This is a genomic window from Mesorhizobium sp. M8A.F.Ca.ET.181.01.1.1, assembly GCF_004792025.1.
Classification (GTDB): domain Bacteria; phylum Pseudomonadota; class Alphaproteobacteria; order Rhizobiales; family Rhizobiaceae; genus Mesorhizobium.
The window spans coordinates 439388-451304 of record NZ_SRTV01000001.1 but is presented as its reverse complement, the minus strand read 5'-3'; the positions used below and the strand labels follow the sequence as shown (position 1 = coordinate 451304).

Here is an 11917-nt window from a genome sequence, read left to right as displayed (position 1 = left end):
GGCACGGCTTAACGGGTTGGAAGTGAACTGAAAAACAATGTGGAGGAAGACTGAAATGAAGACATATCTGACCATGGTTCCGCTGCTTGCCAGCGCCGCCCTGCTCGCCTCGGTGGGCATCTCGTCGGCGGCCGGCAAATACACGATCGGCATTTCCAACACAGTGCAGGGCAATGGCTGGCGCGAGGAGATGGTCTGCGCCATGAAGGCGCAGGCGCTCGCCTCCGGCGAAGTGACCAAGCTCAACATCGCCCACCGCAACACCGATGCCGCCGGGCAGCTCGAGGACATCCGCAACCTGATCAGCGCCAAGGTCGACGCCATCGTCGTCAACCCCGCCGATCCGGCCGGCATCAAGGCGGGCCTCGAAGAGGCGACCAAGGCCGGCATCGTCGTCGTCGCCGTCGACCAGGCGGTCACCGAGCCTTCAGCCTACATCATCTCCAACAACCAGGAGCAGTACGCCTATCTCGGCGCCAAATGGCTGTTCGGCCAGATGGGCGGCAAGGGCGAGGTGTTTTACATGCGCGGTGCCGCCGGCGCTTCGGCCGACTCCGATCGCGACAAAGGCTTCAAGAAGGCGCTGGCCGAATTCCCCGACGTCAAGGTCGCGCAGGAAGTCTTCACCGGCTGGCAGCAGGACCAGGCCAAGCAGCAGATGCTGTCGTTCCTGGCCACCGGCACGCCGTTCAATGGCGTGTGGACCTCCGGCATCGACAACGTCATCGTCGACGCGCTGGTCGAATCGCAGGCGCCGCTGGTGCCGGTGGTCGGCGCCGACAATGCCGGCTTCGTCGGCCAGCTGAGCTCGGTCAAGGGCCTTGTGGGTGCCGCCGTCACCAACCCCGGCTCGATCGGCGGCGCGGGCGTTACATTGGCGCTGCAGATCCTCGACGGCAAGAAGCCGGCCCAGCAGACCGTGCTGGTCGACCCGCAGCTCTGGGACAACGCCACCGACGAAGGCAAGGCCAAGCTGAAGGCCGCCGCCGATCCGTCGCTGAGCCCCGAATGGCCGGTCTCGATCTCGATCCCGGACTGGACGACCTACACCAAGGAGCAGATCGTGGCCTGCAAGGGGCCGGGGGAGTAAGGCTGAGGTTTGCCAACGGACCATCCGTCGGCGCTGCCCCTCACTGTCCTGCCGGACATCTCTCCCCGTAAACGGGGAGAGAGAAGCTGGCCGCAATGCCGGCGACAAGCACCCCTCTCCCCGTCTCTATACGGGGAGAGGATGCCGGCAGGCAGGTGAGGGGCGGCGCCGACATTTCTAATTATTCGACCTCATAAATAGAGACCCAAACAGTTTGACCACCAGCCCCCTCCTCGACGCCACGGGCGTCGCCAAGAACTACGGCGCGGTTGCGGCCCTGCGCAATGCGTCGCTGTCCGTCCTGCCGGGCGAGGTGCATGCGTTGATGGGGGCCAACGGCGCCGGCAAGTCGACGCTGGTGAAGATCCTGACCGGCGCGATTTCGGCCAATGCCGGGCGCATCCTGATCCGTGGCGAGGCGCGCGACATACGCTCGCCGGCGGCCGCGCGCCGCGCCGGGCTGTTGCCGGTCTACCAGGAGCCGTCGCTGATCCCCGATCTCGACGTGCTGTCCAATCTGCGGCTCACCGGAACGCCGGTCGAGCCGTTCCGCGCCTGGGTGCGCGAACTCGGCATCGCCGACCTCGACCTGCGCGACAGCGCGCGCGACATTCCATTGGCCGTGCTGCGCGTGCTTGATCTGGCCCGGGCGCTCGCCGTTGAACCCGACGTGCTGCTGCTCGACGAGATGACCGCGGCGCTGCCCGCCAACCTTGCCGAAAAGGTGCTGGAAGTGGTGCGCCGCCAGGGCGACGCCGGCCGCGCGGTGATCTTCATCTCCCATCGCTTCGTCGAAATCGCAGCCCTTTGCGACCGCGCCACCGTGCTGCGCGACGGCGAGACCGTCGGCGTCCTCGACATCGTGCCGGGCGTCGAGGAAAAGATCGTCGAGCTGATGCTGGGCACCCGCATCGAAAAGGCCAAGGTCGCCGCCCGAAGCGTCAGCGAGAAGGCGGCATCCGCCCCTGCCCGACCGCGCATCACCGTGAAAAACCTGCGCGTCGGCATCAAGCTCGGCGATGTCTCCTTCGATCTCGCCGATGGCGAAGTGGCCGGCGTCGTCGCGCTCGAAGGCCAGGGCCAGGACGAGCTGTTCGCCGCCCTTGCCGGCTCGATCGGGCCGTCCGGCGGCACGATCGAGGTCGACGGCCAGGCAGTAAAATTCTCACACCCGATCGACGCCATCCGCGCCGGCATTGCCAATGTGCCCGGCGACCGTTCCGAGGCGCTCGCCATGCAGCGCTCGGTGCGTGAGAACATTGCACTCCCTTTCAGCGCCGCCCTGCGCAACTGGGGGCCTATTCATATGCGTAAGGAGCGCGCCACGGTGCAGAGCGCCATCCAGCGCCTGCAGATCGACACCCGCGCCCAGGGCGAGGTGCAGCGCCTGTCCGGCGGCAACCAGCAGAAGGTGACCATCGCGCGCTGGATCGCGGCGGACGCCCGCACCATCCTGTGCTTCGATCCGACACGCGGCATCGATGTCGGCACCAAGCAGGAGATCTATAAATTGCTGCGCGAACTCGCCGGCCACGGCAAGTCGGTGCTGTTCTACACCTCGGAACTCGAAGAGGTGCAGCGCGTCTGCGACCGCGTCATCGTCATCTTCGGCGGCCGTCTCGTTGACATCTTTCGGGTCGAGGAAGCGGACGAACCGGCGTTGATGCGGGCCGCCTACGGCCTGCCGCGCGGCGCCAAGGCCGATGTCGGCATCCTGGCCGATCCCCAGTCCCCGTCTTCGGGGACGATATCATGAACCATTTCCTGCGCCGCCAGGGCTGGGTGTCAGGCCTGTTCGCCTTGCTGATCATTCTGTTCATCGTCACAAAACTGATCCAGCCCGGTTATGGCAGTGGCGATTTCGGCTCGCTGGCGCGGGCGGTGCTGCCTTACGCCTTTGCCGTCGCGGCGCAGACCGTCGTCGTCATCGCCGGCGGCATCGACCTCTCGGTCGCCGCCATGATGGCGCTGACCAGCGTCACCGCCGCCTCGATGATGGCGGGGGCCTCCGAGGAATACGCGCTGTTCGTGGTGCCTTTCGTGCTCGCCATGGGTTTTGTGCTGGGTGCCCTCAACGGCCTGCTCATCGTCGTCACCCGCGTGCCCGACATCGTCGTTACGCTCGCCATGCTGTTCGTGCTGCAAGGGGCGGCCCTGCTGGTGCTCGGCGCGCCGGGCGGCGCCGCGGCAGAATGGCTGAAGGCGATGATCTCGGGCACCGTGCCGATACCGGGCCTGCCCGACGCCATCGACGCCTGGCTGCCCAAGGCGCTGCTGGTGCTGATCGTCTGCCTCTGCGTCATCTGGGTCCCGCTCCGGCGCTCGCGCCTCGGCCTTTCCATCTACGCCATCGGCTCGAGCGAGCTGGCGGCGTTCCGCAGCGGCGTGCCTGTCGCCCGCACGCGCATCATCGCCTACGCGCTGTCCGGGCTGTTCGCGGCCATGGGCGGGCTGGCGCTGACCATGAGCACCGGCATCGGCGCTCCCATTCCCGGCCCCTATCTGCTCGCTAGCGTCGCCGCCGTGGTGCTGGGCGGCGTCGCGCTCGGCGGCGGCAAGGGCGGCCTGCTCGGCCCCATCGTCGCCGTCTTCGTGCTGCGCCTGGTGCGCACGGACCTGACGCTGCTCGCCATCGACCCCAACGTCACCGCCATCATCGAAGGCGCCATCATGGTGGCGGTTGTGATGTTCGGGGCGTTTATTACCATGCGGGGGCGGCAATGATGGGAGAGAGAAATATAGAGCGTAGCGCTCTACGGCGCCCCCCTCTGGCCTGCCGGCCATCTCCCCCACTTGTGGGGAGATTGGCTGTTGTTGCGGCTTTCGCCAATCTTCAACGTTGCAGAAAAGAGTGGGGCGCCAAAGCGGCCAATCTCCCCCCTTGTGGGGGAGATGTCCGGCAGGACAGAGGGGGGCGCCGTAGAGCGCTACCCTCCCAGAACATCGGACCCACCCCATGAGCACATCAGCGATCACCCCCGTCCCCTTCGGCCGCCGCCTGAAGCGCTTCATGGCCGACCGGCCGCTCATCCCGCTGATCATCCTGCTGGTCATCCTGGTGGTGATCCTGCAGATCCTGCGTCCCGGCATCGTCAACGAGCGCTGGATCGCCAACACCATCAAATTCGCCATTCCGCTGGCGATCCTTGCCGGCTGCCAGACCATGACCATGCTGACCGGCGGCATCGACCTGTCGGTCGGCACGGTGGCGACGATGAGCGCCTTCATCATGGCGACGCAGATCGTCAACCAGGACCCGGCCGTGGCGTTCCTGCTGGCGATGATGCCGGCGGTGCTGATCGGCCTCGTCAACGGCATCGGCGTCGGCGTCTTCCGCGTCCACCCGCTGATCATGACGCTGGGCACCAGCCTGATCGGCACCGGTTGCCTGCAGGTCTACCAGCGCACGGTGATCGCGTCGGGCGCCAAGATCCCCGACTTCCTCGCTTGGCTGGGCACCGGCGTCACCTACGGCTTTCCCAACGCGCTGCTGCTCTTCGTGCCGCTGGCGGCGCTGATCGTCTTCACGCTCGCCCGCACCGGCTTCGGCCGCCTGCTCTACGCCGTCGGCGACAATGAGCGCGCGACGCGTCTGTCGGGCGTGCAATACTGGCAGGTCATAACGGCGCTCTACGTCACCTCAAGCGTGCTCGCCGGCATCACCGGCCTGCTCTATATCGGCCTGATCAAGGCCCCTTCCCTGTCGCTCGCCGAACCGCTGGTGCTGCCTTCGGTGGCCGCCGCCGTCATCGGCGGCACCTCCATCTTCGGCGGCCGCGGCGGCTACACCGGCACCATCATCGGCGCGCTGATCCTCACCGTGCTGACGACGCTCCTGACCATCCTGCAGATGCCGGAGGGGGCTAGAAGGATCTTGTTCGGGTTGATCGTGCTGTTCGTCACGGCGGCCTATTTGCGGATCGTCGAGGAGCGGTGAAAGGATCCCGCGAAGGCCACCGTTTTGGATCATCAAGCAATCCAGTGCCTGCGCACAAGAGATAAGCGGCGAAAGGATCGATTTTGAGAAACTCGCCGCTTCCGTATTTTTGCCAACTATATTAGTCCTTGTTGAAGTGTATTGGCGTGATGCCATTGGATACCACTATTTGTTTTCGGCCAGCGTTCACTTTGAACCATTGATTAACCGCCTATGCTTCATTCTGTGAATCGCATGCACAAGGCATGTGAAACACGAGAGCTTGCTCGATGCGGATCATGCCGGATTTCACCGTTACGATACAGAAGCTGATGTCGGCCAAGAGCGGCTTTGCAGGCGCCAACCAGCCCGCGTTCGCGAAAGCAGGCACGGCGCTGCGGACCGAGCCTCCTGTCATTCGTCCGGGTGCAACAGCTGATGAGGACGACGCCGAATACGATCCGTTCGGCAGCTTTCGCCAGGCCGCTGAGGCGCAGGCGTCTTCACCCATCAGTGCAACGTCCACCACGACGGCACAAGACCGTTATTTGCGCGCGGGCGAAGCCAACTTTGACGAACTCCAAGCGGAGTATACACGCTTCATCGGCTCGATGGTCGAGGCAGACCGCCGACACGAAGATTCCACCGTTGCGCGCAACTTCATCCCCACGGGCGAGACACCGGAAACGGTGATGGCGATGGGAGAACATGACTATATGTGGGCCGTCCAGGACGAAATGGAGGCCGCTGCCGACCGCAGCCCGCAGGCGCAGGCCAACAAGGCGATCAGCAACCAGAGCCTGACCTACGGTGATGCCGGCAGGATGACTTCCGATGCCCTGTTCAGCCTGCAGAAGGCATTGCCAGCTTTGAACAGCGCCTTGGCGAGTGTCACCCCCGAGGCCATTGAAAAGCGCCTGCAAGGCATCGGCGACGACTCGAAACGCCAGCTTCTCGCGCAGCAACTGGCCAGGAACGATATGCTCTTTGCCAAGAGCAATCTGCGCTACGTCGCCAGGATAGTCAAAGGCATCGAGGGTGGCCCCAACAAGGTGACTGGCGACATCCTGCTCAAGAACGACCAAGGCCAGTACCAGCTGGGCGATTTCTCGATTTCGTTCAAGGGGGAGGTGTTGCTGACCTCCAAGGACAAGTTCAAGGCATTCACCGGCTGAGCTTGTCCGAGGCGCCGGCCGTCTTGACGGCAACCAACTGATCGCTGGAACTATGGCCTAACGCCGGAACAATGTCGAAAGAAGTGGAGCTGCCTTCCAACTGCCCGATGGTGGCGCTCGGCGGCCCGATAGCCAAGTTTATCCTCGATATCTAGGACTTGATTGCGACCACGCATGGGGCCTCCTGCAGATCGAGTATCCCGCCGTCCATGACGCGTGCTGCGTCGTGGCGCGCGCCACCCCGAGCGCTTGGAGGGACCGCTTCACTCCGTCCACATCGCCCACCACCGGCTCATCACCCATCGGAATGGCGAGCGGTCGACGGTGTTATCACCGTCCAGTAAGGGCGGCGTCGTTGCGCACGCAGGCCTCACCAGAAGCCGATGAACGACCTCAATATCGCCGCGGGACCGATCGCCTGCCTGCAGGTCATGCGAAATCCGGCCCGGCCCGTTGCCTCAAGCACGTCGTCGTCGATGTCGCGCAGGATTCTGTGCGCATTGCGCCAGCCGATCCTGGCCAACGCGGCTGCCAGATCCGCCCGCGAGGGGTTAAACAGGCTCTCGTTGGCGGCCGGGTCCCCGGACCGGTCGATGTCATTGCTCGAGACAAGCGCGTGGCGTGGAATTGTCACGTCGGTGCTGGCTTCGAACGGCGTGGACAGATCGAGGAAACGGGAAATGGAACTCAGGCAAAGGGCCGGGGTCGCGACGAGTTGCTCATAGCATACGAAATGCACGGGCGTGCCGGTGCGGCGCAGCGCCTCCATAGCAAAGTAGAACTGGTTCCAGTAGTCGGCTGGTGCGCGGAACCTGTATTCCATCTGCGGCCGCGTGAAATCCTGCCTGATTTCGAAAGGCTGGTTCAGGAACGAACCGAAATGTTTGGCCGGCCTCAAAATGCTGTTGTGCCTGGTGAAACGGAACCAGGACAGGAGCTGAGTGATCGGGTCCTTGCTCATGACAATGATGGGCAAGTCGCCATATTGCAGCGCGCGCCCGTTCATCAGGGCCGGAAAGATCCCATGCTTCCAAAAACCCTGGTCAAAGACGACGGGCACGCCGAGATAGGCCTCGACCAGATGTTTTGCGAGATTCGTGCCCGATTTCGGCGTCCCCATGATGCGGATCCGGGCGACAGTGCCGCCGGCCTGCGTCCGCGATCCACCGGGACCTGGGCTAGTCATCGGCCCTCACAGCGCCAGGCTGCCCTGCTCCGCCGCCTCGGCGTTGGGGTCGCCCGGCGCGGTGGCCCAGGCGAGTTCGACCAGCGTCACCGTGCGCTTTCCCGTGCCGTCGAGCTGGCAGACGATGAGGCCCTGCTCCTCGATATAGGTCAGCAGTCGCCGGGCCCGGCGCATGGAGTGCGACCCATAGGCGCGGGCGATCGCGCCATCGCTCGGGCACGGCCAGCCCTCCTTCGCCGCGCGCGCGATCATCATGAACACGCCCTGCATGTCCTCTGGCAGCAGTGAGGCGCGCACCGAAACATCCCGCCACGCGTCATCCTCGGCCATGTCGGACCCCACCCCGGCACGGGCGCGTGTCAGCATGCGGCGAAATTCCTGGAGATCGGGTATGACCGAAGCCAGTCCCTCGATGCGGCAGCGCACGACGAATTCCTGGTAGAGGACGCCGATGACGCGAAATCCCGCATCGGGTTCGGCCAGGATGGCGCGCAGGATGCGGTCCATCCGCTCGCGCCGTTCGGCCAGATCCTCGGCGCTGGGCGCGGGCTCGGCCGGTTCGGGCCGAATGTCGCGCGGCGCCGATTTCGCCGCCATCAGCTGCTCCAGCAGATCCGGCGACGCCACCCGGCGCGGCGCGCGCATCGTCTCGGGCGGCGGGGCGGCCAGGATGATCGCGCGGGCGTCCTCGAGAGCGGATTCCGGCATCGCCATCAGCCTGGGCGTGCCGTTGCGCGGGCTGGTGTCGGTCGGGCCGATGCGCAGGCCGAGCGGGCGGCGCGACAGCGCCGGCCCCAGCGCCATGAACTGTCCGCGCTCCAGGTCGCGAAAGGCCTCCGCTTGCCGCCGCTCCATGCCGAGCAGATCGGCGGCGCGCGCCATGTCGATATCGAGGAAGGTGCGGCCCATGAGGAAGTTGGAGGCTTCCGCCGCGACGTTCTTGGCGAGCTTGGCCAGCCGCTGCGTGGCGATGATGCCGGCAAGCCCGCGCTTGCGGCCACGGCACATCAGATTGGTCATGGCGCCGAGCGAGAGTTTTCGCGCCTCGTCGGAAACCTCGCCGGCCACCGCCGGCGCGAAAAGCTGCGCCTCGTCGACCACCACCAGCATCGGGTACCAATGGTCGCGCGCGACCTCGAACAGCCCGCCGAGGAAAGCGGCGGCGCGCCGCATCTGGTTCTCGGCATCGAGCCCTTCGAGGTTGAGCACGGTCGAGACGCGGTGGATGCGCGCCCGCTCGCCGGCCGCCTGCAGGCCGCGCTCGGTGTGCTCCTCGGCATCGATCACCAGATGGCCGTAACGCTCTCCGAGCGAAACGAAGTCGCCTTCGGGGTCGACGATGGTCTGCTGCACCCAGGGCGCGCTCTGTTCGAGCAGGCGCCGCAACAGATGCGACTTGCCGGAGCCCGAATTGCCTTGCACCAGCAGGCGGGTCGCCAGCAGCTCCTCGAGATCGAGCTTCGCCGGAGCGCCCGCCGTCGTGTGTCCCATCTCGATCGCAACGGTCATGCCAGACTCATCGGCTCCTTCGCAGACGGGCTTATCAACCCGATCGCGGCCCGTCGAGCCGCGCAGGCCAAGCGATTCGCGTTGCGCACAGCCGAGACAACGATGACCTGGCCACGATGGATGGCCGGAAACGGGCGCGCCGCCTGCCGGTTGCTGCCTCGGGCCTGTGGATAGTAACCCTCTGTTCACCATGGGCCGGCGTTCCGATTGCGGGCACCGGGCATCCGCCTAACCTGACCCTGCATCGTGCCCCAACGTGATGCACCCAACGCCCCAAATGGCGGCCGGCGTCTTCAAGTTCCTCTGTGTATGCGCCGGTCGTCAGGTCTGTCCGTCACCTCATCGCTTCCTGCCTCGGCACCGGCGGCAAATGCGGTGCGGCCAGTCCCTTGAAGGGATCACGCCAGGCTTCGACGGCTTCGAGCCGGCGATACCAGCGGGCAAGAGCGGGATAATCACCGAGCGGCAGCCCGGCGACGTCGTTGAACGGCAGGAACGTCGCCATGCGGAAGTCGGCATAGGAGACCGAGTTGCCGACCAGCCATTGCCTGCCGACAAGCGTTGTCTCCAGGATCGCCGCCGTCGCTTGAAAAAGCTTCAGCCCCTCCGCGACCAACTGATGATCGATTGGGCCCAGCCCGTAGCGCTGCTTGGTGCCGCGCTCGAAATGCACCATGTCGCAGGCCCGCGCGAAATTCTCCTTGCCCCAGCTCAGCCAGCGGATCATGTCGGGCTCATCCTCACCGCCGCGCCAGAAATCCGAACCCATGTCGCGCGACAACCGGCAGGCTATGGCGTCGGCCTCCCACAGGCTGCCGCCCGGCCACGCCAGTATTGGAAGGGAAAGATTGGGTTTGAGCGGCCGGAACCGCTCCGCTTGCCCCGGCGCGAACGGCGATGCGAATTCGAAGGTCAGCCTCGCCCCGAGATGACGCGCCACCGCGACCGCCAGGCGCGGATTGGGATTGCGGCTGAAGAACAGTTTTGTTTCCACCCCAGCCGGCATCGCCTCGCCCCTGTCACTCATGAATGCCTCTCCTTGTCCCGGCGACCATCGCCAGATCAAGGACGGATGCGACTGGCGCAATCCGACAAATCATACATCCCACGGGAGCGGGCGGAACGAACAGCCCATCGAAACAGGATGGTCGCGCAAAGTTTGGGTTGACCGTCTCCGATGGCGAGGCGACACTTCATCCCGCAGCAAGGCAGGAGGAAGAACGATGGATGAGCCCGACCGCTGGCGCCACATGTCCAGCGCGCCGAAAGACGGCAGCCGGATCCTCGTTACGGTCCGCCCATCCGAACAGGGGCCAGCGGAAGTCGACCTTGCCTACTGGTCACGCGCTGATCAATTCGGTGAGGAAGGCTGGCGCGCTTCCGATTCCTCGCCTGGCCGCGTCGTCGAATATGCCGAGCCGGAGCTGAAATGCTGGATGCCGATGCCCTCGGCCAATCTCAGCCGGGGCGCCTCGATGCCGGCGCCCTGGGAAGGCGACGACGCCCAGCAGCTGGACGGCTCGGGGATTTAGCGCTCTTCCTCCCCTCTGCGATTGGCGAAATCGCCGAAACCGCCAATCTCCCCCCTCGTGGGGGAGATGTCCGGCAGGACAGAGGGGGGCGCCGTAGAGCGCCAACCTCAATCACAATCGAAACTGCCATGCCTCATACGCCATTGCCGCCGCAGAACCGAGCGAATGCTCGATCGATGCGCAAAGTCATGACCGACGCGGAGTTGAAGCTCTGGAATGAACGTCGCGCGCATCGGCTGATGGGGCTTGGCTTTCGAAGACAATTTCCGATTGCCGGCTATATCGCCGACTTTGCGTGCCCGCAGAAGAAGCTCGTCGTCGAACTCGATGGATCGCAGCATGGTGATGCAGATCTTGCAGTCAACGACACTGTCAGGACGAGGCGTCTGGAGCAGGACGGCTGGTCCGTGCTCCGGTTTTGGAATGACGATGTCATCCGCGACATCGACAATGTCTGCCAGCATATTGTCATCATGGCGGGTTTGGGTGGTATCGAATGAAAGGCTGGCGGGACAGCGCCCCCCTCTGCCTGCCGGGCATCTCCCCCACGAGGGGGGAGATTGGCAGCTTCGACGCCAGCTTTAAAACAAGAACGCCGCCGTCGCCGGGTTCGGACCGCCGCGGCCGTCGGCCGAATCCATGCCCGCGATCGTCTTCAGGTCCTGCGCGTCCAGTTCGAAATCGAAGACGTCGAAATTGGCCGCGATGCGATCCTGGCGGATCGATTTCGGGATGACGATCAGCCCCTGCTGGAGATGCCAGCGGATCATGGTCTGCGCGGCGGATTTCCCATGCTTCTTGGCAATGCCCGCAATGGTCGGGTCGCCGAGCAGCTTGCCGCTGCCCAGCGGGCTCCAGCTTTCCGTATGAATGTCGTGCTTGGCATGGAATTCCCTGAGCGCACGCTGCTGGAAACGCGGATGCAGTTCCACCTGGTTGACGCTTGGCACCACGCCCGTCTCGCCGATGATGCGCTCCAGATGATCAGGATTGAAATTCGAGACGCCGATCGACTTGATGCGGCCGGCCTGCTTCAACTCGACGAGCGTCTTCCAGGCCTCGACATATTTGTCCTGGCTGGCCACCGGCCAATGGATCAGGAACAGGTCGAGCTGCTCGACGCCGAGCTTCTTCATCGTGTCGTCGAAGGCGCGCAGCGCCGTATCGCGCTGGTGGGCGCCGTTGCGCAGCTTCGAGGTGATGAACAGCTCTGCTGCCGGCACGCCGGCGGCGCGGATCGCCTCGCCGACCCCTTCCTCGTTCTTGTAGCCCTCGGCGGTATCGATCAGCCGGTAGCCGGCCTCGATCGCCCAGCCCACCACTTGCGCGGTGATGTCGTGATCGACCTGCCACACGCCAAGGCCAAGCTGGGGAATGGCGGCGCCGTCGTTCAACGTGATCTGTTCGGGCATGGTCTGGTCCTTTTGCGGGGGGATGGTCCAGCCTATCTAGGCTCGACGCCGCGCAACGGCCAGTCGCCGGGGGAAAATTCGCCGGGGGAAAATTCGT

General features: G+C 64.9%; 11 protein-coding genes. 7 read left to right on the top strand and 4 right to left on the bottom strand.

Going from position 1 to position 11917, the window contains the following annotated elements:
• Positions 1-55 precede the first annotated feature (55 nt).
• The 5 genes from EN824_RS02160 to EN824_RS02135 all read left to right on the top strand — a co-directional run bounded on the left by EN824_RS02160 (position 56) and on the right by EN824_RS02135 (position 6181).
• Entirely contained in the window at positions 56-1090 is a 1035-nt protein-coding gene (locus tag EN824_RS02160; RefSeq protein ID WP_135931817.1) for an ABC transporter substrate-binding protein, read from the top strand.
• Positions 1091-1304: 214 nt separating this feature from the next.
• Positions 1305-2846, top strand: a complete 1542-nt coding sequence (locus EN824_RS02155) for a sugar ABC transporter ATP-binding protein (RefSeq protein WP_135931816.1) — start codon at positions 1305-1307, stop codon at positions 2844-2846.
• On the top strand, positions 2843-3814 hold the full coding sequence (locus EN824_RS02150; RefSeq protein ID WP_135931815.1) for an ABC transporter permease: 972 nt from the start codon (positions 2843-2845) through the stop codon (positions 3812-3814). The genes EN824_RS02155 and EN824_RS02150 overlap by 4 nt, the downstream gene beginning before the upstream one ends.
• Before the next feature lie 232 nt (positions 3815-4046).
• Complete coding sequence (locus EN824_RS02140) at positions 4047-5027, top strand: ABC transporter permease (RefSeq protein WP_135930666.1); 981 nt, start codon at positions 4047-4049, stop codon at positions 5025-5027.
• 278 nt (positions 5028-5305) lie between these two features.
• Positions 5306-6181 (top strand): hypothetical protein, encoded by an 876-nt coding sequence (locus EN824_RS02135; protein WP_135931814.1) that lies wholly within the window; start codon positions 5306-5308, stop codon positions 6179-6181.
• A 370-nt stretch (positions 6182-6551) separates the two neighbouring features.
• Here EN824_RS02135 and EN824_RS02130 read toward each other — a convergent pair whose 3' ends face one another.
• The 3 genes from EN824_RS02130 to EN824_RS02120 form a co-directional block, all read right to left on the bottom strand.
• Positions 6552-7367, bottom strand: coding sequence for a hypothetical protein (locus EN824_RS02130; RefSeq protein WP_127870339.1), 816 nt, complete (start codon positions 7365-7367; stop codon positions 6552-6554).
• Between the two features lie 6 nt (positions 7368-7373).
• Complete coding sequence (locus EN824_RS02125; RefSeq protein ID WP_127870338.1) at positions 7374-8876, bottom strand: ATP-binding protein; 1503 nt, start codon at positions 8874-8876, stop codon at positions 7374-7376.
• 334 nt (positions 8877-9210) lie between these two features.
• Positions 9211-9903: a glutathione S-transferase family protein gene (locus EN824_RS02120; protein WP_189522115.1), complete on the bottom strand. Its 693-nt coding sequence runs from the start codon at positions 9901-9903 to the stop codon at positions 9211-9213.
• A gap of 196 nt (positions 9904-10099) precedes the next feature.
• On the opposite strand from EN824_RS02120, the gene EN824_RS02115 reads away from it, so the two are divergent.
• Both EN824_RS02115 and EN824_RS02110 read left to right on the top strand, forming a co-directional pair.
• The gene (locus EN824_RS02115) at positions 10100-10408 is read left to right on the top strand and encodes a hypothetical protein (protein WP_027146346.1); all 309 of its coding nucleotides are present in this window, start codon (positions 10100-10102) and stop codon (positions 10406-10408) included.
• Between the two features lie 176 nt (positions 10409-10584).
• Positions 10585-10908, top strand: coding sequence for an endonuclease domain-containing protein (locus tag EN824_RS02110; RefSeq protein ID WP_245518334.1), 324 nt, complete (start codon positions 10585-10587; stop codon positions 10906-10908).
• 81 nt (positions 10909-10989) lie between these two features.
• Here the strand turns inward: EN824_RS02110 and EN824_RS02105 are convergent, their stop codons facing one another.
• Positions 10990-11820, bottom strand: a complete 831-nt coding sequence (locus EN824_RS02105) for an aldo/keto reductase (protein WP_135931813.1) — start codon at positions 11818-11820, stop codon at positions 10990-10992.
• Between the last annotated feature and the right edge of the window lie 97 nt (positions 11821-11917).

Excerpts from the sequence above, each read along its gene's own strand:
- EN824_RS02160 (WP_135931817.1), top strand. The coding sequence starts at position 56 with ATGAAGACATATCTGACCATGGTTCCGCTGCTTGCCAGCGCCGCCCTG.
- EN824_RS02150 (WP_135931815.1), top strand. The coding sequence starts at position 2,843 with ATGAACCATTTCCTGCGCCGCCAGGGCTGGGTGTCAGGCCTGTTCGCC.
- EN824_RS02140 (WP_135930666.1), top strand. The coding sequence starts at position 4,047 with ATGAGCACATCAGCGATCACCCCCGTCCCCTTCGGCCGCCGCCTGAAG.
- EN824_RS02135 (WP_135931814.1), top strand. The coding sequence starts at position 5,306 with ATGCCGGATTTCACCGTTACGATACAGAAGCTGATGTCGGCCAAGAGC.
- EN824_RS02130 (WP_127870339.1), bottom strand. The coding sequence starts at position 7,367 with ATGACTAGCCCAGGTCCCGGTGGATCGCGGACGCAGGCCGGCGGCACT.
- EN824_RS02125 (WP_127870338.1), bottom strand. The coding sequence starts at position 8,876 with ATGACCGTTGCGATCGAGATGGGACACACGACGGCGGGCGCTCCGGCG.
- EN824_RS02120 (WP_189522115.1), bottom strand. The coding sequence starts at position 9,903 with ATGAGTGACAGGGGCGAGGCGATGCCGGCTGGGGTGGAAACAAAACTG.
- EN824_RS02115 (WP_027146346.1), top strand. The coding sequence starts at position 10,100 with ATGGATGAGCCCGACCGCTGGCGCCACATGTCCAGCGCGCCGAAAGAC.
- EN824_RS02110 (WP_245518334.1), top strand. The coding sequence starts at position 10,585 with ATGCGCAAAGTCATGACCGACGCGGAGTTGAAGCTCTGGAATGAACGT.
- EN824_RS02105 (WP_135931813.1), bottom strand. The coding sequence starts at position 11,820 with ATGCCCGAACAGATCACGTTGAACGACGGCGCCGCCATTCCCCAGCTT.